The 23,034-nt window shown below is 72.8% G+C and carries 16 protein-coding genes and 6 pseudogenes; 9 read left to right on the top strand and 13 right to left on the bottom strand.

Annotated elements, in window-relative coordinates; translation table 11 throughout:
• Positions 1-283: 283 nt before the first annotated feature.
• The gene (cspE, locus tag QQK22_RS05175) at positions 284-487 is read right to left on the bottom strand and encodes a transcription antiterminator/RNA stability regulator CspE (RefSeq protein WP_284249929.1); all 204 of its coding nucleotides are present in this window, start codon (positions 485-487) and stop codon (positions 284-286) included.
• A gap of 193 nt (positions 488-680) precedes the next feature.
• On the opposite strand from cspE, the gene QQK22_RS05170 reads away from it, so the two are divergent.
• Positions 681-1,691 (top strand): aldo/keto reductase, encoded by a 1,011-nt coding sequence (locus QQK22_RS05170; protein WP_284249928.1) that lies wholly within the window; start codon positions 681-683, stop codon positions 1,689-1,691.
• Positions 1,692-1,771: 80 nt separating this feature from the next.
• Here QQK22_RS05170 and QQK22_RS05165 read toward each other — a convergent pair whose 3' ends face one another.
• On the bottom strand, positions 1,772-1,948 hold the full coding sequence (locus QQK22_RS05165; RefSeq protein ID WP_284249927.1) for a hypothetical protein: 177 nt from the start codon (positions 1,946-1,948) through the stop codon (positions 1,772-1,774).
• 227 nt (positions 1,949-2,175) lie between these two features.
• Between QQK22_RS05165 and QQK22_RS05160 the strand changes: the two are divergent.
• Together QQK22_RS05160 and QQK22_RS05155 are read left to right on the top strand one after the other, a co-directional pair.
• Positions 2,176-2,702 (top strand): annotated as a pseudogene (locus QQK22_RS05160) (YbhB/YbcL family Raf kinase inhibitor-like protein).
• A gap of 17 nt (positions 2,703-2,719) precedes the next feature.
• Positions 2,720-3,286 (top strand): YbaK/EbsC family protein, encoded by a 567-nt coding sequence (locus QQK22_RS05155; protein WP_284249926.1) that lies wholly within the window; start codon positions 2,720-2,722, stop codon positions 3,284-3,286.
• 4 nt (positions 3,287-3,290) lie between these two features.
• Here the strand turns inward: QQK22_RS05155 and QQK22_RS05150 are convergent.
• Positions 3,291-4,831: pseudogene (locus QQK22_RS05150) on the bottom strand (MFS transporter).
• A 123-nt stretch (positions 4,832-4,954) separates the two neighbouring features.
• Here QQK22_RS05150 and QQK22_RS05145 point away from each other — a divergent pair.
• Positions 4,955-5,524, top strand: coding sequence for a TetR/AcrR family transcriptional regulator (locus QQK22_RS05145; protein ID WP_284249924.1), 570 nt, complete (start codon positions 4,955-4,957; stop codon positions 5,522-5,524).
• Between the two features lie 53 nt (positions 5,525-5,577).
• Here QQK22_RS05145 and QQK22_RS05140 read toward each other — a convergent pair.
• The 3 genes and pseudogenes from QQK22_RS05140 to QQK22_RS05130 all read right to left on the bottom strand — a co-directional run bounded on the left by QQK22_RS05140 (position 5,578) and on the right by QQK22_RS05130 (position 8,267).
• Positions 5,578-6,233 (bottom strand): annotated as a pseudogene (locus tag QQK22_RS05140) (methionine ABC transporter permease).
• Positions 6,230-7,303 (bottom strand): methionine ABC transporter ATP-binding protein, encoded by a 1,074-nt coding sequence (locus QQK22_RS05135; RefSeq protein ID WP_284249921.1) that lies wholly within the window; start codon positions 7,301-7,303, stop codon positions 6,230-6,232. The pseudogene QQK22_RS05140 and the gene QQK22_RS05135 overlap by 4 nt, the downstream one beginning before the upstream one ends.
• Before the next feature lie 46 nt (positions 7,304-7,349).
• Positions 7,350-8,267 (bottom strand): MetQ/NlpA family ABC transporter substrate-binding protein, encoded by a 918-nt coding sequence (locus QQK22_RS05130; RefSeq protein WP_284249920.1) that lies wholly within the window; start codon positions 8,265-8,267, stop codon positions 7,350-7,352.
• A 212-nt stretch (positions 8,268-8,479) separates the two neighbouring features.
• Between QQK22_RS05130 and QQK22_RS05125 the strand changes: the two genes are divergently transcribed.
• The 4 genes and pseudogenes from QQK22_RS05125 to QQK22_RS05120 all read left to right on the top strand — a co-directional run bounded on the left by QQK22_RS05125 (position 8,480) and on the right by QQK22_RS05120 (position 11,058).
• Entirely contained in the window at positions 8,480-9,058 is a 579-nt protein-coding gene (locus tag QQK22_RS05125; RefSeq protein ID WP_284249918.1) for a CDP-alcohol phosphatidyltransferase family protein, read from the top strand.
• A 4-nt stretch (positions 9,059-9,062) separates the two neighbouring features.
• A pseudogene (locus QQK22_RS19200) lies at positions 9,063-9,581 on the top strand (LGFP repeat-containing protein); the annotation flags it as partial.
• Positions 9,569-9,904 (top strand): annotated as a pseudogene (locus QQK22_RS19195) (LGFP repeat-containing protein); the annotation flags it as partial. The pseudogenes QQK22_RS19200 and QQK22_RS19195, both read left to right, overlap by 13 nt.
• The gene (locus QQK22_RS05120) at positions 9,892-11,058 is read left to right on the top strand and encodes an SGNH/GDSL hydrolase family protein (protein WP_431310182.1); all 1,167 of its coding nucleotides are present in this window, start codon (positions 9,892-9,894) and stop codon (positions 11,056-11,058) included. The pseudogene QQK22_RS19195 and the gene QQK22_RS05120, both read left to right, overlap by 13 nt.
• Positions 11,059-11,082: 24 nt before the next feature.
• Here the strand turns inward: QQK22_RS05120 and QQK22_RS05115 are convergent, their stop codons facing one another.
• The gene (locus QQK22_RS05115; protein WP_284249914.1) at positions 11,083-12,222 is read right to left on the bottom strand and encodes an MFS transporter; all 1,140 of its coding nucleotides are present in this window, start codon (positions 12,220-12,222) and stop codon (positions 11,083-11,085) included.
• A gap of 72 nt (positions 12,223-12,294) precedes the next feature.
• Between QQK22_RS05115 and QQK22_RS05110 the strand changes: the two genes are divergently transcribed.
• Positions 12,295-12,906: a TetR/AcrR family transcriptional regulator gene (locus QQK22_RS05110; protein WP_284249913.1), complete on the top strand. Its 612-nt coding sequence runs from the start codon at positions 12,295-12,297 to the stop codon at positions 12,904-12,906.
• A gap of 73 nt (positions 12,907-12,979) precedes the next feature.
• Here QQK22_RS05110 and QQK22_RS05105 read toward each other — a convergent pair whose 3' ends face one another.
• From QQK22_RS05105 to QQK22_RS05080, 6 genes and pseudogenes are all read right to left on the bottom strand, one after another.
• Positions 12,980-14,581, bottom strand: coding sequence for an S-layer homology domain-containing protein (locus QQK22_RS05105; protein ID WP_284249912.1), 1,602 nt, complete (start codon positions 14,579-14,581; stop codon positions 12,980-12,982).
• The gene (locus tag QQK22_RS05100; protein WP_284249910.1) at positions 14,545-16,824 is read right to left on the bottom strand and encodes an alpha-L-fucosidase; all 2,280 of its coding nucleotides are present in this window, start codon (positions 16,822-16,824) and stop codon (positions 14,545-14,547) included. The genes QQK22_RS05105 and QQK22_RS05100 overlap by 37 nt, the downstream gene beginning before the upstream one ends.
• A gap of 231 nt (positions 16,825-17,055) precedes the next feature.
• Complete coding sequence (locus QQK22_RS05095; RefSeq protein WP_284252554.1) at positions 17,056-17,880, bottom strand: TrmH family RNA methyltransferase; 825 nt, start codon at positions 17,878-17,880, stop codon at positions 17,056-17,058.
• A gap of 57 nt (positions 17,881-17,937) precedes the next feature.
• Positions 17,938-19,841 (bottom strand): annotated as a pseudogene (locus tag QQK22_RS05090) (ABC transporter ATP-binding protein); the annotation flags it as partial.
• Between the two features lie 77 nt (positions 19,842-19,918).
• On the bottom strand, positions 19,919-21,652 hold the full coding sequence (locus QQK22_RS05085; protein WP_284249909.1) for an ABC transporter ATP-binding protein: 1,734 nt from the start codon (positions 21,650-21,652) through the stop codon (positions 19,919-19,921).
• 152 nt (positions 21,653-21,804) lie between these two features.
• Positions 21,805-23,013, bottom strand: a complete 1,209-nt coding sequence (locus QQK22_RS05080) for an SPFH domain-containing protein (protein ID WP_284249907.1) — start codon at positions 23,011-23,013, stop codon at positions 21,805-21,807.
• Positions 23,014-23,034: the final 21 nt, after the last annotated feature.

Here is a 23,034-nt window from a genome sequence, read left to right as displayed (position 1 = left end):
GGTTCCGGCGGGCGGTGAGCGGGACGCAGTGCTGGTTCCGGCCCACGCGACCCCCGGCCGGTGCGGACGCCGTCGTGGCGCCCGGCACAGTCTCCGCCCTGCGCGTTACCGGCGCGTTGCCCGTCCGTTACCTGCGAGGTCGCCCCTCGGTGTCACCGTCGACGTCGGCCCTCGCACCGGGGACGCAGACGACCGCGGGGCCGGACGCGATGCGTCCGACCCCGCGGTCGTGGTGCTCAGTGCCGGGCTCGCGCCCGGCAGAGCGATGCTCCGAGCGAGTGGCTCAGATGGCGGTGATGTTCGAGGCCTGCGGGCCCTTGGGGCCCTGCGTGACCTCGAAGGAGACGCGCTGGTTCTCCTCGAGCGAGCGGTAGCCGTCAGCCACGATCGCGGAGAAGTGAGCGAAGACGTCGCTGCCGCCGTCGTCGGGGGTGATGAAGCCGAAGCCCTTCTCGGCGTTGAACCACTTCACGGTTCCGTCAGTCATGAGTATTCCTTCGAGTAGGTGCCGGACCCGACCGTCGGGCCCTAGCCACGGTGCCCGGCGCCTATCCTTCAGGTGAAGACAACGCCCCTCACCACGAGGGTTGGGGGCGCTCAGACGTGCGATTCACTGCAACCGAGCCTCACATTACAGGCCTGGCACCCGATCGTGGCAACCCCCACACGAGGAGTTCCCCATGCAGCAGCTGCAGCAGCAGCGACCCCTGTCCCGCGCCGGTCGGAGCGTGTCCGCGATCGGCCTGGGGACGTGGCAGCTCGGCGCCGACTGGGGCGAGGTCGAGGAGGGCGACGCACTCGCCGTCCTCGACGCCGCGGTGACCGACGGCGTGACGTTCCTGGACACGGCGGACGTCTACGGTGACGGCCGGTCCGAGCAGCTGATCGGCACGTTGCTCGCGGCACACCCCGGGCACGGCCTGACGGTCGCGACCAAGATGGGCCGCCGCGCCCCGCAGGAGCCGTCGAGCTACACGCCCGCGAACTTCCGCGCCTGGACCGACCGCTCGCGGCGCAACCTCGGTGTCGAGACCCTGGACCTCGTGCAGCTGCACTGCCCGCCGAGCGCGGTGATCGACTCAGGCGCGACCTACGACGCGCTCGACGCCCTCGTGGCCGACGGCGCCGTCGCCGCCTACGGCGTGTCGGTCGAGACCTGCGACCAGGCGCTGGCCGCGATCGCGCGGCCGGGTGTCGCGAGCGTCCAGATCATCCTCAACCCGTTCCGGCTCAAGCCGCTGGAGCGGGTCGTCCCGGCCGCGGCCGCCGCGGGTGTCGGGATCGTCGCCCGGGTGCCGCTCGCCTCGGGTCTCCTCAGCGGCCGCTACGACGCCGCGACCACCTTCGCGGCCGACGACCACCGCACCTACAACCGCCGGGGCGAGGCCTTCGACCAGGGCGAGACGTTCTCGGGCGTGGACTACGCCGTCGGGCTCGAGGCCGCGGCCGCGCTGGCGCAGGCGCTGCCCGACGGCGTGCCCCTCCCCGCGGCGACGCTCGCCTGGATCGCCTCGCGCCCCGGCGTCAGCACGGTCATCCCCGGTGCCCGCTCGGTGGCCCAGGCGCGCGCCAACGCCGCGGCGGCCGCGCTGCTGGAGCCCGGATCCGGGTTCGACGTGGAGGCGTTCGACGCCGTCGTGCGCGCGACCTACGACGCCCACCTGCGCGGGGCGGTCCACGACCGCTGGTAGGACGCCGGCCCCACGGACGCGAACGCCCCCGTCACTGCGAGGTGACGGGGGCGTTCGTGCAGGTGCGGGTGGCGGCGTGCTCAGCGCTCGTGGCCGCTGCGGTGCGCGACGTAGCTGCTCAGCAGCCCGACGGCGTACCGCTCGCGCCGCTGCATGCTGTCGCGGTACGCCTCGGCGCCGGGGGCGCCCAGGGTCCGGAGCAGGCGGCGGACGGCAGACCGCTGGCCGTGCCCGGGTCGCGGGTGCGTGGTCGTCATGGTCTGACCTCCTTCCGTGGTGCGTGGCGCCGGTTCGCGGCGCGCGTCGATGTCACGCCGGTGGGCGTGGACGAGGGGGTGACCACCTCGAGCGGACCAGGTCGACGCGCGGGGTGATGACTCCATCCTACGGACCTCCGGGTCGGACGACCCGGCTTTTTCCGCGGTTCGGCGTGCGTCGTGGGTCACCCCCGGCGGGCTCGGCCCGGCGGGGTTAGCCTGACGGCGTGGATCTCTCGCGACCGGTCGCGCCGGCCCCCTACGACCAGCTCCCGCCCGTCCCCTCGTTCGAGCTGACGAGCCGGGACCTCATCGAGGGCGCGCCCCTCGGGGAGGACTTCGTCGCGCACGGGGGTGATCGCTCCCCGCACCTGGCGTGGTCCGGCTTCCCGCCCGAGACGCAGAGCTTCGTGGTCAGCTGCTTCGACCCCGACGCCCCCACGCCCGCCGGCTTCTGGCACTGGACCGTGCTCGACCTGTCCGCCGACACCACCGAGCTCGAGGCCGACGCCGGCGCGAGCGACCTCATGCTCCCGGGCGCCGCGTTCCACGTGCGCAACGACGGTGGGTCGCACGCGTACACGGGCGCCGCTCCCCGGTCGGCGACCGGCCGCACCGCTACGTGTTCGCGGTGCACGCGCTCGACGTCGACACGCTCGACCTCGACCCCGACGCGAGCCCGACGGCGGTCGCGTTCACCGGTCTGTTCCGCACCCTGGCACGCGCGACCCTCACGGCGACCTACCAGCGCTGATCGGGCAGGCTGGGGGGATGACGGATCAGGACCACCGCCCCACCCCCGCCCCGCTCGACTGGACGCCGGCGCTCGAGCACCCCGACGCCGTCGCCGCGCCGGTGCGCGCGGCGCTCGAGGCGTGGGCCGCGCACGAACCGCGCGTTGCGACAGAGGTTCGCGTGGCGCTCATCGACCCCGAGCTCGCCGACACGCAGGCTCTCACCGACGCCTACGGGCTCGACCTGGCGATCAGCGCGAACTGCGTCCTGGTCGGGGGCCGACGCGCCGGCGAGGAGCGGGTGGCCGCCGCCGTCGTGCGCGCGACCACCCGGGCCGACGTCAACGCGACGATCAAGCGCCTCCTCGACGTGCGCAAGGCGTCCTTCCTGCCCACCGAGCAGGCGGTGGCCGACTCGGGGATGGAGTTCGGTGGAATCACGCCGCTCGGCCTGCCGGAGGGCTACCGCATCCTGCTCGACTCCCTCGTCGCCGAGGGCGAGGCGCTGATCGGCAGCGGGCTGCGCACGTCCAAGCTCCTGCTGCCCGGGGACCTGCTGGCCTCCTGGCCTCGCGCCGAGGTCGTCGAGGGTCTCGCGCGCTGACGTCTCAGACCTGACGACCGCGCACGGACGACAGCGCGAGCACGACGGCGCCGGCGGCGAGCACCAGGCCGACGAGCGACGTCGTCACGACACCGGAGTCGAAGGCCGCGCGCGCCGACTCCGCGAGCACCGCGCCGACGTCGGCGGGCAGGCCGTCGGCGACGGTGAGCGCGCCGGCCAGGGTCTCCCCGCCCGCGCGGCGTCGTCGGCCGCCACCCCGGCGGGGACCACCAGGTTCGCGGCGTAGCTCGCGGCGAGCACACCACCGAGGACGCTCGTGCCGAGGACGGCGCCGAGCTCGTAGGCGGTCTCGGACACCGCCGAGGCGGCGCCGGCCTTCGCGGGCGGGACGGCCGCCACGATGATGTCGTTCGACAGCGTCTCGGCGCTGCCGATCCCGATGCTGAGCACCGCGAACGCCGCCGCGATGACGGGCAGGCTCGCGTGGCCGCCGGTGACGGCGAACACGACGTACGCGAGCCCGGCCATCGTCAGGCCGCAGGCCATCAGCACACCCGGGCGCACGCGCCGGACGATCCGCACCACCAGGAGCGAACCCACGATCATCGCCACCGTCCCCGGCACCAGGACCAGACCCGCGTGCATCGGACCGAGCCCGACCACGAGCTGCAGGTGCTGGCTGAGGAAGTACAGCAGCCCCACGAACGAGAACACGCTCAGCAGGTTCACCAGCACCGACCCCGTGAAGGCGGGCACGGCGAAGAGGCGCACGTCCAGCAGCGGGTTGCGCTGGCGCAGGAGGCGACGGACGAACAGGGTCCCGGCCGCGAGCCCGACGGCGAACGCCGCCGCGCCCGCGAGGTCGGCGCCGACCGTGGCCAGGTGCTTGATGCCCCACACGATCGGGGCGAACGTCGCCATCGAGAGCAGGATCGACGCGACGTCGAAGCGTCCCGGGGCGGGGTCGCGCGACTCGCGCACGAGGATCGGTGCGAGCACGAGCAGCGGCAGCAGGAACGGCAGCGCCAGCAGGAAGATCGATCCCCAGAACGCGTGCTCGAGCAGGAAGCCACCGACGACCGGGCCGATCGCACCGCCCGCGGCGAACCCGGTCGCCCACACGGCGATCGCCAGCCGCCGCTGCGTCCGGTCGTGGAACATCCCGCGCAGCAGCGACAGCGTGCACGGCATCAGCGCCGCACCGAAGAGACCGAGGAGCGCGCGGGCGACCAGCAGCATCTCCGCCGACGTCGCGTAGGCGGCCAGCACGGAGACGGCCGCGAACCCGACGGCACCGATCAGCAGGAGGCGGCGGCGCCCGATCCGGTCGCCGAGGTTGCCCATGCTCACCAGCAGGGAGGCCAGCACGAGCGGGTAGATGTCGACGATCCACAGCTGGGTCGCCGCCGTGGGCTGGAGGTCCAGCGCGATGTACGGGAGCGCGAAGCTCAGCACCGTGTTGTCGATCGAGACGATGAGCACGGGGAGCATCAGGACGGCGAGTCCCCACCAGTCGCGCCGGGTGGCGCGGGGGGCGGCGTCGGACAGGGCGGCGGGGGTCGGGTGCAGGGCGGTCGTGCTCATGGCTTTAACCTACCGTCTGGACGGTTAGCAGTTTCAACCCCCTAGGGTGGTGAGTCCGGCCACACCGGCCGCCGCACAGCCGTCCACCCCGCCGACAGCGCCCGCCCCGTGAGGAGCCGCCCGATGCCCGGACCACGCCGCGACGCCGCCCGGACCCGCGCCCGCCTGCTGGAGGCCGCCGGCGGCGCCATCAGCCGGCAGGGCGTGAACGTGAGCCTGGACGTGATCGCCCGCTCCGCCGGGGTCTCCAAGGGTGGGCTCCTGCACCACTTCCCCACGCGCGAGGAGCTGCTCGTCGCCGTCATGCGTCACCTGCTCGCCGAGTTCGACGCCGCCGTCGAGCACGCGCTGCTGGCCGAGCCGGAGGGTGAGCCCGGCAGGCTCGCACGCGCCTACGTGGCCGCCGTTTTCGACGACCTCGCAGACGGGGAGCGCGCCCGCGAGAAGGTCACGCTCATGGGCATGATCGGCAGCAGCCCGGGCGTGGAGGAGCACGTCCGGATGGACGACGAGGCGTGGCGCGTCCGGCTCGAGGACGACGGTCTCGACCCGGTGCGCGTGCAGGTCGTCACGAAGGCGGCCGACGGCGCCACGGGCGCCCTCCTGTGGAGCAGGACCGACGCCGGGGCCTACGACGAGCTGCGGCGCACCCTGATCGCGATGACCCGGACGACCGGCCCGCTGCTGCCCTGACCGCGCCGGCGCAGCGTAGCGGCCGGCGCGGCGGTCGTCAGGGCTCCGGTGGATCAGCGGTGCAGCGCCCGCCGCGCGAGCGCGTTCCCCAGCAGCTGCGCGACCTGCACGATCGCGATGATCACGACGACGACGAACGCCGTCAGCGGCCAGTCGAACTGCCGGTAGCCGTAGACGATGGCGAAGTCGCCGATCCCCCGCCGCCCACGTACCCAGCCATCGCGGACATGTCGAGCACACCCACGAAGAGGAACGTGTAGCCGAGGATGAGGGGCGCCAGCGCCTCGGGGATCAGGATCGTGACGATGATGCGCCACGGGCCCGCACCCATCGCCCGCGCCGCCTCGATCACCCCGGGGTCGAGGTTGACGAGGTTCTGCTCGACCAGGCGCGAGAACGCGAACCCCGCCATCAGGATCATCGCGAACGTCACCGCCTCGGTGCCGAGCGTGGTGCCGACGACGACCTTGGTCAGCGGGTAGATCGCCGTGAGGAAGATGATGAACGGGATCGGCCGGATGATGTTGACCGACACGTTCAGCAGCGTGAATCCGCCGCGGTTGCCCAGCAGGTTGCCGGCGCGCGTCACGTAGAGCCCGACGCCGAGCACGAGTCCCAGCAGACCGCCGCCGAGCATCGTCCACCAGACCATGTAGCCGGTCTGGGCGAGCGCGAGCAGGAACGCGTCGCCGTTCTCCTCCCAGTTCATCGCGCCACCCCCGCGTGCGCCGGGAGGGCGAGCGGCGCCGCCGCCGTCCCGAGGTCGCTCGCCCCGGCGCGCGCACGCACGTCGGCCACGAACCTGTCGACGGCGGCGCCCTCCCCGACGATCTCGAGCGTCAGGGAGCCGAACGGCCGCTCACCGATCTCGGTGATCCCGCCGAAGATGATCGTGCCCTCGACCCCGTGCTCGCGCAGCGTGCGGGTGAGGTAGCCCGACGCCCCGCCGTCGGCCTGCATCCGCAGCAGCACCAGCCGGCCGGGGTGTCGGCGCCGCAGCCGCTCGAGCACCTCCGTCGTGGGGACGTCGTGGAGGGACGAGCCGACGAACCGCGCCGTCGCGGGGTGCTCCGGAGCGGCGAAGACCTGGTAGGCGTCACCGACCTCGACCACGCTCCCCCGCTCCATCACCGCCACGCGGTGGCACAGGGCGCGCACCACCTCCATCTCGTGCGTGATGACGACGATCGTGACGCCGAGCTCGGCGTTGACGCGCCGCAGCAGCGCCAGGACGTCCGCGGTCGTCTCGGGGTCGAGGGCGGAGGTCGACTCGTCGGCCAGCAGGATGCGGGGCGACGTCGCGAGCGCGCGGGCGATGCCGACGCGCTGCTTCTGGCCGCCCGAGAGCTTGTTCGGGTACACCTTCGCCTTGTCCGACAACCCGACGAACTCCAGCAGCTCCGCGACGCGCGCCCGACGCTCCGCCCGGCCCACCCCGGCCACCCGCAGCGGGTACCCGACGTTGCCGGCCACGGTGCGCGAGGTCAGCAGGTTGAACTGCTGGAAGATCATCCCGATGCCGGCCCGCACGGGTCGCAGCCGCCGCTCGCTCAGTCGCGTCAGCTCGGTGCCCGCCACCGTGACCGTCCCGGAGGTCGCGCGCTCGAGCGCGTTGATCAACCGGACCAGCGTGCTCTTGCCCGCACCGGAGTACCCGATGACCCCGAAGATCTCGCCCTCGTGCACGTCGAGGTCGACGGCGTCGACCGCCGTCACCGCCCCGTGTCGCCCCGGGAACACCTTCGAGACCCCGCGCAACGAGATGATCGCCTCTGCCATGTGACCGCTGCTCGCCTTCCGCCGTCCCCGCCCTCCTCGACCCGCCTCAGCCCTGCGCGCGCAGGTCCTCCTCGATCCCGGCCAGGATCTCCTGGAGCTCCTCCGGGGAGTTGTCCTTGAACACCGCGGTGCCGCCCGAGTCCTCCTGGGCCGCGGCCTCGACCTCGGGCGAGTGCCAGATGTCCACCAGCGTGGCGTAGTCGGCGTCGTCGGCGTTGCCCGAGGAGGCGACCCAGACGTTGATGTAGGGCTCGGCGGCCTCGCCGTTCGGGTCGTCGCTGAAGACCGCGTCCTCGGCGCTCAGCCCGGCGTCGCCGACGAAGTCGTTGTTGATGATCGAGGCCGCCACGCTGCCGGTCTGCAGCGCGATGGCGGTCTGCGCGGCGTCGACCGGTGTCACCGTGACGCGCGAACCCTCGGCCACGACGTCCTGCACCGTCGAGAAGGCGTCACCACCGTCGGCGAGCTCGACCAGCCCCGCCTCCTGGAGCACCAGCAGCGCCCGGGCCTGGTTGGTCTCGTCGTTCGGGATCGCGATCTGGGCGCCGTCGGGGATGTCCTCCACGCTGTCGTGCTCGAGCGAGTACAGACCGAGCGGGTAGACCGCCGTCGCGCCGATCGGCGTCAGGTCCGTGTCGGAGGCGACGTTGAACCGCGCCAGGAACTGCAGGTGCTGGAACTGGTTGAGCTCGAGCTCGCCCTGGTCCAGACCCTGGTTCGGGAGCTGGTAGTCGGAGAAGTTGGTCAGCTCGACGGTGAGACCCTCCTCGGCCGCCTTCTCCGTGAAGATGCGCCACTGCTCGTCGGCGGAGTTCACCACGCCGATGCGGATCACGTTCGCGGCGTCGCCGTCGCCGTCCGAGGCACCCCCGCCGGTGGACGAGCCGGGTGCCGCGCACGCGCTCATCATGAGGATCCCGGCGGCGACGGCGAGGACGAGCGGGCGCAGGGACGTGCGGGACATGACGAGCCTTCCTTCGGGCGGAGCCGGTCGATCCGGCCGCGACGACCCTGCCGCACGCGTCCGGAGAACCCTGCACCGGATCGGCGGATCTCACCATGCGGTCGGGTGACCTGCGCCACCCCCGGTCCGGCGGGAGCGGCGACACCCCGGCGGAACCGCGGAATCTCGCGCGCGGGGAGCCGACGGAGCGCGGCGCACCCTAGGATCGTCGGGTGACCGTTCCCCTGACCGAGAATCGCGTGTGGACCGTTCCCAACGTGATCTCGTTCGGTCGACTGGTCGTCCTGCTCCCCCTCGTCGTCTGGCTCCTGCTCACGGGACGTATGTGGTGGGCGCTCGCCGCCCTCGTGCTCCTGAGCGCGTCGGACTGGATCGACGGCTTCCTGGCGCGCCGCCTGCGGCAGACGAGCACGCTCGGACAGCGCCTGGACCCCGTGGCCGACCGCATCGCCATCCTCGTCGTGGGCGGGGCGATGGTGGTCGCAGGGATCATCCCGTGGGGACCGGTCGCGGTGATCCTCGCGGTCGACGTCGCGCTCGCCGTGCTGGCCACCCTCTGGTTCCGCGGCTCCCCGGACCTCGACGTCAGTCGCATCGGGAAGTGGCGCACCGGCGCGCTGCTCCTGGCCCTCCCCGTCCTCATCGTCGCCGCCGGCACGGACGTCGCCTGGCTGGGCGTGCTGGGCTTCGCGCTCATGTACGCCGGGGCGTTCGGTCACGTGCTGGCCGGGATCGGTTACGCGCGCGGGATGGCCCGCCGTCGTACCCGGCGCCCGGTCGCCGCGGCCTGACCACGTGGCACGGCAGGCAGCGGTGAGGGGCGCCGTCGAGGCTCGACCAGCACCCACGAGGCGGTCCTGGTACCGCCCGGCGCTGCGTCGCGCGCTCGTCGCCTGCCTCGTCACCGCCGGGGTGGTGGCCGGCGTCGCGGCGCCCGCCACGACGTCGCCGACCGCGCGGGACGACATCGAGCAGCTGTGGACCGAGCTCGGCGGACCGCAGGGTGTACTCGGTCGCCCCACGCAGGACCTGGTGGCGATCAGTGGCTCCCCCGGGGCCTGGCGCAGCTTCGAGCGCGGGGCGGTCTGGTGGTCGTCGGAGACCCGCGCCCAGCCGGTGCGCACCGAGTTTTTGCCCGCCTACCAGGCGCGCGGCGCCGAGCGCAGCGCCCTGGGCTACCCCACCGGGAGCGAGACCACCGTCACCGGCGGCAGCGTCCAGACCTTCCAGGGCGGTCGCCTCTACCGGACCGGCGACGACGGCACCGTCAGCGCGCTCACCCCCGGCGACATCGCGACGACCTGGGAGGCCGCGGGGGGCCCGACTCCGACCTCGGACTGCCGACCAACGACTCCTCCCCCGCCTCCGACGGCGCCGGCTCGTGGCAGCGGTTCGAGAACGGCACCCTGTTCTCCTCCCCCGACGCCGGCACCCACCCGGTGGGCACCGGGTTCCTGCCCGCCTACCAGGCACGCGGAACCGAGGGCGGCGCCCTGGGCTACCCGACCGGGAGCGAGACCGCCGTCACCGGCGGCAGCGCCCAGACCTTCCAGGGCGGACGCCTCTACCGAGCCACCGACGGCGACGTCGTCGGCGCCGTCACCCCGGGGGACATCGCGAGCACCTGGGAGGCCGCGGGGGGCCCGACTCCGACCTCGGACTGCCGACCAACGACTCCTCCCCCGCCTCCGACGGCGCCGGCTCGTGGCAGCGGTTCGAGAACGGCACCCTGTTCTCCTCCCCCGACGCCGGCACCCACCCGGTGGGCACGGGGTTCCTGCCCGCCTACCAGGCACGCGGAACCGAGGGCGGCGCCCTGGGCTACCCGACCGGGAGCGAGACCGCCGTCACCGGCGGCAGCGCCCAGACCTTCCAGGGCGGCGACCTCTACTGGTCCTCCGACCACCGCACCGTGGCGGCGATGACCCCCGGTGACATCCGCGCCCGCTGGAGCGAGCTCGGCGGTCCGGACTCGCCGCTCGGCCTGCCCACCGGCGAGAAGGTCGCGCAGGGACGAGGGTCCTACCAGCTGTTCGACGGCGGCGTGATCACCTGGTTCCCCGGGATCGGGGCGAAGGTCGTCGACCACGAGAGCTTCACGAGCTGGCAGCGCGACCCGTCGCTCTCGGGCTGGCCCGTGTCGGACGGCTGGAGCTCGCCGCGCGGTCACCACGTCCAGTGGCAGCTGCGCACGACGATCACCCGGGACGGTCGGACCTCCTCGGACGAGGAGATCGGCTCCGGGACGGCGGTCCTCCTGTGCGACTCGCAGTGCGCGGGCGACCGGTCCTGGCCGGAGACCGGGGCCCGCGCGGCCGGGTTCGACCGCCTCGTCGAGCGCAGCTGGGGTGGGATCGGCTACGCGGTGGGTGGTGAGCTCGGGACGTCGATGACCGACGCGCTCGCGTCGGGACGGGTCCTCCTGCCCGAGGGTGACCCGGGCGTCGTCGTCGTGACCCTGGGCGGGAACGACGCCGGCGGAGGCAGGTCCGACCAGCAGATCATCGAGCAGGTGCGCGCGCTCGTCGGTACGGTGCGGTCGCACTACCCGGACTCCCCGATCGTCGTCAACGGGGTGATGAGCCGGAGCGGCCCGGAGCACGACCGGCGCAGGCAGGTCGACCGCCTGGTGACCCAGGAGGCCGCGAGCCTGGGGGTCGGGACGATCTCGGTGGCCGGGTGGGGCGACGACGTCGCCGACTCCTACGCCGACGGCGTGCACCTGTCGCAGCAGGGTCACGACGCCGTCGGCGCCAGGTACGGCCAGGCCCTGCGCAGCGCGCTGCGCTGACCGGGCCACGGGGCTCGGCGGGGCTCAGCGGATGTCGGCGCGCCCTCGGGAGCGAGTCGCCCCGATCAGCGCGGCGATGCCCAGCAGCACCGCACCGCCGGCGAACGCGAGCACCTCGGCACGCTCGACGACCACTCCCGTGACCGCCGCCCCGACGGCCTGACCGGCGGTGAGCGCGGTGAACAGCGCCGCGGTCGCGGCGCCGGGGTCCGACGGCCGCACCTCGCCGGCCCACGCGATCAGCACCCCGCTGAGAGCGGTGTAGGCGCCGCCGAAGAGCGCGAGGGCCACGGCGGCGACGGCGATCCGGTCCGGAGCCGCGACGAGCGCCAGCGTGGCGACCGCGCAGGCCCCCGCCGTGACGCCCCAGCTCGGGCGCAGCCCGATCAGGCGCACCGCGTCACCGCTCGCGGCGCCCAGCACCGCCGCCACGCCCAGCAGCACCCACAGCACCGCCGAGGTCCGCTCGGGCAGGCCGCCCGTCTGCGTCACGAGCTCGCGCCCGAACGTCCACACCGCCGCGCTGCCGGCGCCGGCGAGGGCGGCAACGAGGAGGGGACGCACGAGGTCGGCGCCACGGCCGTCGCCGTGCCCGGCCGGCCCCACGCTCGATCCGCGGGGCCCCGTCCCGCGCCGCGGCCACGCCGTCCCCCGATCGACGACGGCGGCGGTCAGGAGCGCCGCGGCCGCGGCGCACCACCACAGCGGCCGCCACGCACCGGGGAGGGCCAGCACCACGAGGCCCGCGACGGCGACTCCCGCACCCGTCCCGGCGTTCACCACGGCCTGGGCACGAGCCGCCCGCCCGCGCGGGACGGTGGAGTCGACCGCGACGACCAGCGCCGGTGACGCGGCACCGGCGGCGCCGCCGGCGATCAGGACGCCGCTCGCGAGGGCGGGGGCACCACCGGCGGTCGCGACGACGACCGCCCCCACGGCCGCGAGCGCGGTGGCACCCCAGAGCACGGCCCGGGGCGAGCGGACGACGACGGCGCGCGCCGCGACGGCCGCCACGCAGTACGCGGCGAAGCTGCCCGAGGCGATCGCCCCGGCGGTCGCGGCGCGGAGATCGAACGCGGCCGTGAGCTGCGGCAGCTGCAGCCCGTATCCGTAGCGGACGATCCCGTAGCTCACCGCGATCAGGCCGGCGCCGCCGGCGACCACGCGGGCGGGGCTGACCCGGACACCGGCTGAACGTAACGATCGTTTTACCATAGTGATCGTTACACTATCCGCATGGGTACCTCCGACGCGAGACCCGCCGCGCGGGATCGCCTCCTGGACGCCGCGGACGACCTCTTCCACACCCAAGGCATCGCCGCGACCGGGGTGGACGCCGTCCTGCGCCTCGCCGGTGTCGCACCGGCCACGCTCTACGCCCACTTCGCCGGGAAGGACGGGCTGGTGGCCGCCTACCTCGAGCGTCGGCTGGAGCGGTGGCGCTCGACCTGGGACGAGGCGCTGGACGCGTGCGGCGAGGACCCGGTCGCGCGCGCGACCTGCATCTTCGACGCCCTGGAACGCTTCCCGGGCGAGGACGGATCGGGCGCCCCACCGCCGTCCCGCGGCCACGGGTGCGCCTTCCTCGGCGCCGCCGTCGAGATCACGGACGTCGACCACCCCGCGCACCGCGTCCTCGTGGCCGACACGGCGCTGCTGCACGAGCGCCTGGGCCGGCTCGCCGACGAGACCGGCGCCGCACGACCGGAGGCGCTGGCGGCGGAGCTGCTCGCCCTGTACGACGGCGCCCTCGCCGCCCGCGTCAGGTCCCGCCTCGTGGACCGCGGGTGGCCGACGCCGCCCTGGCGGGAGCTCGCCGCAACGACCGTCGAGCGGCACCGCACCTGAGGGACGACGACGGCGCCCCCGCGGAAACCCGCGAGGACGCCGTCACCCCGGTGGCCCGGCGGGGGCTACGCGCTCACTCCCCCGTCGGCAGCCCAGCCTCGACGTAGCGGAACAGGAACGCTGCCATCGCATCACGCGCGACCGGCGCGACCGGCCGGTAGATCGCCGTCCCGTCGTTGCCCCGCCACCCCGTCGCGACGCCGCTCGAGACCAGCCACGTGATCTCGTCGTAGAACTGGGTGGACGGCGTCAGGTCGGTGAACGGTGAGGTCGCGGGAGCCTCGTGCGCAGGTGCGCCCGCGAGCCGGTGCAGGAACGCCGCCATCGCGTCGCGCCCGATCTTCTCCAGCGGCCGGAAGGACGCCGTCCCGTCACCGTTTTCCCACCCCGTCGAGATGCCCCGGGCGTGCAGCCACACGATCTCCTCGTAGAACTGATCCTCCGGACTCACGTCCGTGAACGGCGAGGACGCCGGCAGCTCGACCTCGGGCGACCCAGCCAGGCGGTACAGGAACGCCGCCATCGCATCCCGCGCGATCGGCTCCAGCGGACGGAACGAGGCCGTCCCGTCACCGTTGTCCCAGCCCGTCGAGATCCCGCGCTCGGCGAGCCACTCGATCTGGGTGAAGAACTGGTTGTCGGCGCCGACGTCGGAGAACGACGGCTCCGGCTCCGGCTCCGGGTCGGTCGGGGTGGAGAGCGCAGACAGGTCCCAGCCCTGGGCCTCGTAGTCCGTGAGGTAGTCCGCGAGGGCGACCTCACCGATGCGCGGTGCGACGTCGCCGTCGGCCACCACCACCGTGACGGGAGCCTCGTCCGTCCCGTAGCCCCAGAACGTCGCGGTGCTGGCACCGCAGTCCGCCCCCGACCGGAAGGTGAGGGTGGCGCCGGGTGCGAAGGTGACTTCGCGCAGCTGCTCCACGTTGTTGAAGGGCCGCTCGGCCGAACCGTCACCGGCCCGCTCCACGCTGCAGTCCACCACCGCACCGTCGATGGTGCGCGACGCACCCGGCGTGTTCTGCCACAGCGAGACCTCCGCCAGGTGCGGCGTGCCACGAGTGCTCTCGAGCGTCACCCGGACCTGATCCGCGACGACGGTCTCCTCCATCTCCAGGATGCTGCTCGCGCCGACGGTGACACCGGTCCCGATCGTCCGCCACTCACCGTCCTGGCGCGCCTCGAGGGTGTATCCGGAGACCTGCTGGCCGTGGTGGTAGGTGTCCTCCGCCAGCTGCACCCGGTCGAAACCGGTCGCCTCGGGCAGGGTCACGACGTAGGAGCCGTCCTGCGACGTCGCCGAGGTCAGGTAGTTGCCGTCGGCGACCTCGAGAACATCCGAGGTCCCGTCGGCGGTCGTCACGGTCACCGGAGCACCGATCGCCACGTTGGTCGTGTACGCCTCCGCGAGCAGCTCGGCCGACCCCGCCAACGCCTCGTTCGACGCCGGGGCGAACAGGCCCGTCCGCGTCGGCGGGACGTTCATCAGGTAGACGGAGTTGCGCCCGACCGAACGGTTGTAGATGTCGAACAGCTGCTGGGGTGACTTCGGCTCGTCGTCCTCCTTCGCGAACCACCCCTCGGTGAGCGGGAAGTCCGACTCCGAAGGCCACCACCGCAACACCTGGGCACCGAGGAGCGTCACGTGGTCGACGAGCTCGTCGTCCGCGCCGGACACCGCCTTCCCGACGACCGGCTTGACCTCCCCCCGGGTGTGGACGAGGTGGCGGCGCTGCTCCAGGACGCGACGGGTGCCTCCCCGTGCTCGTTGCCCACCCATCGGACGTCCTCGCCCACGATGGACACGAGTGCACCGGGCTGCAGCTCCTGGATCAGCTCGTCGAACGCCCGGAAGTCGTAGACCTCCGGAATGTCGGTGTTGCCCGGCGCGCCGTCGAACCAGACCTGGGTGACGGGGCCGTACTGCGTCAGCACCTCGTAGAGCATGTTCAGGAACAGCGCACCGTAGTCCGTGGCCTCGTAGGTGAAGGTCGGCAGATCCTGCCCGGCCCGGTCGTCACCCTCGACGAGTGTCGGGATGGTCCGCGGGCTCGGTGTGCTGCCGTTCCCGAACACCCCCGCATCCTCCTGGAAGGAGTCGGCCGGCGAGAGGTAGATCCCCAGCTCCAGCCCGTACTTCTCCACGGAGGCCGACAGGTCCGCCAGGATGTCGCCCTGCCCGTCGCGCCACGGCGAGGACATGACACCGAAGTCGGTGTAGCGCGACTGCCACCCCACAAAACCGTCGTGGTGCTTGGCCGTGTAGATCACCCGTCGGTAACCGGCGTCGGCCAGCGCACGGACCCACTCATCCGTGTCCACCTCCTCCGTCGGATCGAACAGCGTCGGATCCTCGTCGCCCTCACCCCACTCGACCTGCGTGAACGTGTTGATCCCGAAGTGGATGAACGCGCTCAGCTTGTCCTGCTGCCAGTCCCACTGCTCCGCACTCGGACGAAGCATCGACGCCGCCTGCAGGATGTCGTCGGCACAGTCCGTGGGCTGCATCTCGATCACCTGGGCAGGCTCGGTGAACTCCCGCGCGACACAGCTCGCGTTCAGGTCCACCTCCTGGAGGGTGAAGTCGCCGATCTCGAAACCGTCGGCGAGCGTGGCGAAGCGCACCGCGTCCATCGAGCCACGGATGCCGCGCTCGCGCCCTCCGGGGTTGGACTCGTTACCGAACGCGACCGTCTCCGTGACCGCGTCGGAGACGTCGGGAGGGGTCGGACTGGTGACCGCGGGGAGCAGTCTGCCGTCGACCGCCACCACCAGTCGGTGCTCGCCGTCCTCCGGCACGTAGGCCACCGAGAGGGTGTGCGGGCCGGCGGGCAGCGTGACGTCCCGCGCCCGGGTGTCCCATCCACCGCTGCCGTTGCGGGCGTCGAAACCGTAGCGCAGGAGTCCGCCCTGCATGCGCACGTACAGGCTCCCGCCGAGGGAGACGATGGTGTCGAGGTCGTCGGGCTCCGCGCCCGCCGTCAGCGAGACCTCGGCGATGAACCCGCTCTCGAGCGCCTGACGCGACGTGACGCCGTCGACCGACACGTCCAGCCCCGAGGACCTGCTGGGGAGCTCGAGCGCCGAGCCGGCGACGATCTCGTCGCCAGCACGACCGCGCGCTGTTCCCTCCAGGGCCTCGGTCGGCGCCGCCCGGTAGGAACCGTCGTCGGCGATCGACCCGTCGAGCTGGAGGTTCACGAGCTCGGTCGCAGCGGCCCGGGGCTGGAGCTCGAAGACGGCCGGGGCCGTCTGGGTGACGCCGCCCGCCACCCGGACCTCGTGAAGATCACCCGTCAGGCCCCGTCCGGACCGGTCAGCGCTCACGTCGGTCCCGAATCCGAAGCTCGCGCCGAGGTCCGTAGCGACTGTCGCGGGGGCGTCGGCCGCGACCTCGGGCAGCGCCTCGCCGTCGAGGTAGGCCTCGAGGCGCCCGCCGCCGTCGGGCGCGCTGTAGAGGAGGGAGAGCCGGTGCTCGGCACCCGCCTCGGGCGCCGGAACCGCCTCCTCGTGGAGCACGGACCCGTCACCCGACTCGAAGCCGTAACGCAGCTCACCGTCGGTGATCTCCGCCCGTAGGTGCCCACCAGCCGACACGAGCGTCGCCGTCCCGCCCTGCTCGGCAGCAGGGGTGAACACCGCCTCCAGCACGACCGTCCCCGTCATCGCGTCCTCGCCGAGCACGGGTTCCCGGGCGTCGAAGAGGATGCCCTGGTCCGGACCCGTGAGCGTCACACCGACGCCGGGCGTCTGCACCTCTCCGCCCTGCGCCCGTCGGAGGCTGCCGCGCAGGACCTCGTCCCCCTGACTCGTGTACGCCTCCGTCCCCACCAGGCTCCCGGCGAACGCCACGTTCAGGGCGTCGGTCGGTGCCGCCAGCGTCGGGGCCGTCGGGACGGCCGTCAGGAGCGCGCCCCCCACCGCCGCCGCCAGGCCACCCGCCCACCACCGTCGATGATGTGCTCTCGTCGAAGACGTCATGGTCATCCCTCTCGGTCGCTCGCCCCACGGCCTGATCCGGCCCTCGACGCCCGCCATCAGACGTCGGATGTTCGTGGACGTTAGCGAGTCGGGGTCGCACCGTCCAGGCCTGGTCCAGCATCTGAGTTATCGATGCCAGGAATACGACACGGGATGCGAGCACCGCGCGCGTCAGGACAGCGGCGCCGCACGGGTGGCGTAGAAGGCCACCGCGCTCGAGGCGGCGACGTTCAGCGAGTCGACACCGTTCATCATCGGGATCGTGACACGGGCGTCGAGCAGGGCGTCGGCACGGTCCGTGAGACCGTGGCCCTCGGTGCCGAACACCAGCGCGAGGCGTTCGTGCCGCGCCGCCGCGAGGGAGTCCAGCGTCACGGCCCCCTCGCCGAGGGTCATGCCCGCGACCACGAACCCCAGGTCCTGCAGCACGGTGACGCCGGAGGGCCAGGGATCGATCCGCGTCCAGGGCACCTGGAAGACCGTCCCCATCGAGACGCGTACGCTGCGCCGGTACAGCGGATCCGCGCAGCGCGGCGTCACCAGGACGGCGTCGACACCGATCCCGGCGGCGCTGCGGAACATCGCGCCCACGTTCGTGTGGTCGACGACGTCCTCGATCACGGCGACGCGCCGCGTGTCCCGCACGACATCGGCGACGGCGGGCAGCGCCGGGCGGTTCATCGCCGCCAGCGCTCCGCGGTGCAGGTGGAAGCCGGTGATGCCCTCCAGCACCGCCTCCGGGGCGGTGTAGACCGGGGCGTCGGGGAAGGCGGCCACGACGTCGGACATCTGCTCGAGCCAGCGCGGCGCCATCAGGAACGACCGCGGCACGTGGCCGGCCGCGACCGCGCGTCCGATGACGGTCGAGGACTCGGCCATGTAGAGCCCGGCACCGCTCTCGTAGCGCGTGCGCAGCGCGACGTCGGTGAGTCCGGTGTACTCGGCGACCCTGGGGTCGGCGGCGTCGGTCAGCTCGATCGGGGCGGGGCGGGTCACCCCGTCATTCTCCCCGGCGCGGCCGGCTCCCCCGGCGTCGACCAGGCCCGCCTCCTCGTCGTCCTCGACCGCGGCGGCGAACTGGCTCGCGTGCAGCCGCGCGTAGGCTCCCCCGGCGGCCAGCAGGTCCGGGTGCGACCCCTGCTCGACGATGCGCCCGGCCTCCATCACGACGATCAGGTCCGCGCCGGTGATCGTCGAGAGCCGGTGCGCGATGACGAAGGACGTCCGACCCACGCGCAGCGCGTTCATCGCCTGCTGCACGAGCACCTCGGTCCGGGTGTCGACCGAGCTCGTCGCCTCGTCGAGGATGAGGATCGCCGGGTCGGCGACGAAGGCGCGAGCGATGGTGAGGAGCTGCCGCTCCCCTGCGACAGCGAGGTCCCCTCGTCGGCGAGCACGGTCTCGTACCCCTGCGGGAGCGAGCGGACGATCGCGTCGACGTGCGTGGCACGCGCCGCCCGCAGCATGCGCTCGCGCAGCTCCGGCGTCACCTCGCCCCCGGGCTCGGTCTGGAGCGGGTAGCAGATGTTCTGCTCGATGGTGCCCTCGAACAGCCAGGCGTCCTGGAGCACCATGCCGATGCTGCGCCGCAGGTCGTCGCGCGTCATCTCACGGGTGTCGACGCCGTCGAGCGTGATGCGGCCGCCGTCGATCTCGTAGAACCGCATCAGGAGGTTGACCAGCGTGGTCTTGCCCGCTCCGGTGGGGCCGACGATCGCAACCGTCTGCCCGGGTTCCGCCACCAGGTCGAGCCCCGTGATGAGCGGGTGCGCGTCGTCGTAGGAGAAGTCGACGCCCTCGAACGCCACGCGACCCCGCACCTGGCCCGGGCTCGTCGCCGGCGAGGGGTCGCTTGCCTGCTCGGGGGCGTCCAGCAGCGCGTAGACGCGCTCGGCGGAGGCGGCGCCGGACTGCAGCATGTTCATCATCGCGGCGATCTGCGTGATCGGCTGGGTGTACTGCCGCGAGTACTGGATGAACGCCTGCACGTCGCCCAGGCTCATCGTCCCCGAGACGACCCGGATGCCGCCGAGCACGGCGATCAGCACGTAGGTGAGGTTGGCGACGATCCCCATCGCGGGCTGCATCGTGCCCGAGATGAACTGCGCCCGGAACGAGGACGCGAACAGCTCGTCGTTGCGCTCGTCGAACGTCCGCCGGGCCTGGTCCGCGCGGCCGTACACCTTGATGAGCGAGTGGCCGGTGTACATCTCCTCGACGTGGCCGTTCAGCTCGCCCGTCGTGCGCCACTGCCGGATGAACTGCGGCTGCGACCGCCGCGCGATCATCGCCGTTACGAGCGCCGAGAGCGGCACGGCCACGAGCGCCACGGCCGCCAGGACCGGGGAGATGACGAACATCATCGTCAGCACGCCGACCACGGTGACCACCGAGGTGACGAGCTGGGCGAGCGTCTGCGAGAGGGACTGCGCGAGGTTGTCGACGTCGTTCGTCACGCGCGAGAGCACGTCGCCGCGCGAGGTGGAGTCCAGGTACGACAGCGGGACGCGGCCGAGCTTGTCCGACACCCGCTGCCGCAGCCGGAACATCGTGGCCTGGACCGCGACGGCGATGATCCGCGACTGCAGCCACGACAGGACCGACGAGCCGACGTAGACCGCGGCCACCACCGCGAGCAGCCGGGCCAGCGCCGCGGTGTCGAGGCCCTGCCCGGGGGTGAACGGCACGGTCGCCAGCAGGTCGGCGCGCGGGTCTCCCGCCTGCGCGAGCCGGTCCAGGGTCTCCTGCCGTCCGACGCCGGCGGGCAGGTCGCGCGCGAGGACCCCGCCGAAGACGAGGTTGGTCGCGTCACCGAGCAGGCGGGGCCCGAGGACCGCGAGCACGACGGATGCGATGCCCAGCACGACGCTGACCGCCAGCGCGAGGCGGTGCTCCCGCATGTCGGCCAGCAGCCGCCCGATCGTCCCCCGCAGGTCCAGCGGCTTCTCCGCCGGCATGCCGAGCGTGCCCCCGGGCCCGCCCTGACGGGTGCGGCGGCCCTCGGCGACGACCGCCGCGTCGCTGCGTCGCTCGCTCACCGCGCCTCCTCCAGCGTCATCTGGGACGTGACGATCTCGCGGTAGGTCTCGCTCTCCTCGAGCAGCTCGTGGTGCGTCCCGCGCGCCACCAGCCGGCCCTCGTCCAGCACCAGGATCTGGTCGGCGTCGCGGATGCTCGCCACGCGCTGGGCCACCACGATCACGACGGCGTCGCGCACGTGCGGCCGCAGGGCCGCGCGCAGCGCGGCGTCCGTCGCGACGTCGAGCGCCGAGAAGGAGTCGTCGAACAGGTAGATCCGGGGTCGGTGGGCCAGCGCCCGGGCGATCGAGAGCCGCTGCCGCTGGCCACCGGAGACGTTCGTCCCGCCCTGGGCGATCTCGGCCTCGAGCCCGCCGTCCATCTCGCGCACGAACGACTCCGCCTGGGCTGTGCGCAGCACGTCCCACAGCTCCTCCTCGCTCGCCCCCGCGCCGCCGAGCCGGAGGTTGCTGGCCACCGTGCCGGAGAAGAGGAAGGCGCGCTGCGGCACGAGCCCGATGCTCGCGCTGAGGTGCTCGGGCGCGAGGTCGCGCACGTCGACGCCGTCGATGCGGACGCTGCCCTCGCGCGCGTCGAACAGCCGCGCGACCAGGTTGACCAGCGTGGACTTGCCGGACCCGGTCGAGCCGATCACCGCCGTCGTCATCCCCGGCTCCGCGACGAACGAGACGTCGTGCAGCACGTCCTCCTGCGCACCCGGGTAGCCGAAGCTCACGCCGTCGAGCTCGAGCCGGCCGGTGACGTGCTCGGGCACGACGGGGTCGGCCGGGGCGAGCACCGTCGGCGCGGAGTCGAGGACCTCGCCCACGCGCGTGGCGGAGACCGCCGCGCGCGGACCGATCATGATCATCATCGAGCTCATCATCACGGCCATGAGGATGAACATGATGTAGCTGAGGAACGCCGTCAGGGCGCCGATCTGCATCTCGCCCGCGTCCACGTACCGGCCGCCGAACCACAGCACCGCGACGCTGGAGAGGTTCATGACCACCATGACGGCCGGGAACATCAGCGCCATCAGCTTTCCCACGCGGACCGAGACCTCGGCGAGGTCGGCGTTCACGACGGCGTAGCGCGCCCGCTCGAGGTCCTCGCGGACGAAGGCGCGGATCACGCGGATGCCCGTGATCTGCTCTCGCATCACCCCGTTGACGGCGTCGAGGCGCGTCTGCATGCGGCGGAAGTAGGGCACCATGCGCGAGACGATAAGGGCGACGACGCCCACCAGCACCGGCACGATCACGAGCAGGAGCGCCGAGAGCTTGACGTCCTCCTGGAGCGCCATGACGGTGCCGCCCACCAGCATGATCGGCGCCATCACGATGATCGTCAGGGTCATGAGCACGAACATCTGGATCTGCTGCACGTCGTTCGTCGTGCGCGTGATCAGCGAGGGCGCACCGAACGTCCCCATCTCCTGGGCGGAGAAGCGCTGCACGCGGGCGAACAGCGCGGCCCGGACGTCCCGCCCGAGCGCCATGGCCGTGCGCGCGCCGAAGTAGACGGCGACGACGGCGGCCACGCCCTGCGCCACCGTGACCGCGAGCATGATCGCCCCGAGCCGCCAGATCGCCCCGATGTCGCCGACGGCGACGCCCTCGTCGATGATCCGGGCGTTGAGGTTGGGCAGCAGGAGCGACCCGATGGTCTGCAGCAGCTGCAGCAGGACGACGACGGCGACGGCGCCGCGGTAGGGCCGGAGGTGGTCTCGGAGCAGTCGGACGAGCACGATCTGACGCTACGCCAGATCACCGACATCGTGGCCCCGGCCGGCAACCCGCGTCACCCCCGTGAAGAAGAAGCAACGGTCGCAAGAGAGAACCTCAGCGGTCCTTCCTCACGACCGTTGCTTCTTCCCCGCCGACGGCGCGGCGGGTGGTCCTACTCGGTCGGGCGGGGTGGCACGCCCTGGCCGCCGAGGTCCTGCCCCGGCTCGGTGAAGTGGTGCGCGTCCGGCGTGCTCTCCCCCGCCGGCTGCTGCCCGACCTCGTGCCGGACGTCACGCCGTCGGCCCGACAGCGTCCCGGACTCGCGCGCCTCGCCCGAGGCCTCGCTCGCCGAGCTGCGGGCCTGCGCCAGCGCCTCGGCCGGATCCTGCAGCGCCGTGCCGGCGAACGGGTCGTCGTCGCTGTCGCTGGCCTCGCGCCGCGCCCGCTCGGTGGCGGTCTCGCGCCGCTCGCCGTCGTCGGCCGACGGCGGACCCGCGACGGGGTCCACCCCGAACGCACCGGCGATCCCGCTGAGTGCCGCGGTGAACTCCGTCGGCACGATCCACATCTTGCTCGAGGTGCCGTTCGCGATCTGCGGCAGCATCTGCAGGTACTGGTAGGCCAGCAGCTTGGGGTCGGCGTCGCCGCGGTGGATGGCGTCGAACACCTGGGTGATGGCCTTGGACTCACCCTGGGCCTTGAGGATCGCGGACTGCGCCTGGCCCTCGGCCCGCAGGATCGCGGACTGCTTCTCACCCTCGGCGGTGAGGATCTGCGACTGCTTGACACCCTCGGCCGTGAGGATGGCGGCGCGGCGGTCGCGCTCGGCGCGCATCTGCTGCTCCATCGACCCCTGCACGCTCTGGGGCGGGTCGATCGCCTTGAGCTCCACGCGGTTGACGCGGATGCCCCAGCGACCGGTCGCCTCGTCCAGCACACCGCGCAGCTGACCGTTGATCTGGTCGCGGCTGGTGAGCGTCTGCTCGAGGTCCATCGAGCCGATCACGTTGCGCAGCGTCGTGACGGTGAGCTGCTCGATACCGGTGATGTAGTTCGCGATCTCGTAGGTCGCCGACTTCGGGTCGGTCACCTGGAAGTAGATGACCGTGTCGATGCTCACCACGAGGTTGTCGGAGGTGATGACCGGCTGCGGCGGGAAGGAGACGACCTGCTCGCGCAGGTCGACGCCGGCACGGACGCGGTCGATGAACGGGATGAGGAAGTGCAGGCCGGCGTACATCGTCGAGTGGTAGCGGCCGAGCCGCTCCACGATGAGCGCCACGGCCTGCGGCACGATCCGCACCGCCCGCGCGATCGCGGTGATGACGAAGATCGCCAGCAGCGCCAGGACGACGATGCCGATGATGGTCGAGGGTTCCACGTCAGGACCTCCGGTCGATGG

It is taken from the genome of Litorihabitans aurantiacus (assembly GCF_030161595.1).
Taxonomy (GTDB): Bacteria; Actinomycetota; Actinomycetes; order Actinomycetales; family Beutenbergiaceae; genus Litorihabitans; species Litorihabitans aurantiacus.
This window is presented reverse-complemented; position numbering and strand designations above follow the sequence as displayed.

Bases quoted from the DNA above. Each gene is read 5' to 3' on its own strand.
- QQK22_RS05165 (WP_284249927.1), bottom strand. From the start codon at position 1,948: ATGACGACCACGCACCCGCGACCCGGGCACGGCCAGCGGTCTGCCGTC.
- QQK22_RS05130 (WP_284249920.1), bottom strand. From the start codon at position 8,267: ATGTCCCGCACGTCCCTGCGCCCGCTCGTCCTCGCCGTCGCCGCCGGG.
- cspE (WP_284249929.1), bottom strand. From the start codon at position 487: ATGACTGACGGAACCGTGAAGTGGTTCAACGCCGAGAAGGGCTTCGGC.
- QQK22_RS05135 (WP_284249921.1), bottom strand. From the start codon at position 7,303: ATGGCAGAGGCGATCATCTCGTTGCGCGGGGTCTCGAAGGTGTTCCCG.
- QQK22_RS05155 (WP_284249926.1), top strand. From the start codon at position 2,720: ATGACGGATCAGGACCACCGCCCCACCCCCGCCCCGCTCGACTGGACG.
- QQK22_RS05145 (WP_284249924.1), top strand. From the start codon at position 4,955: ATGCCCGGACCACGCCGCGACGCCGCCCGGACCCGCGCCCGCCTGCTG.
- QQK22_RS05170 (WP_284249928.1), top strand. From the start codon at position 681: ATGCAGCAGCTGCAGCAGCAGCGACCCCTGTCCCGCGCCGGTCGGAGC.
- QQK22_RS05110 (WP_284249913.1), top strand. From the start codon at position 12,295: ATGGGTACCTCCGACGCGAGACCCGCCGCGCGGGATCGCCTCCTGGAC.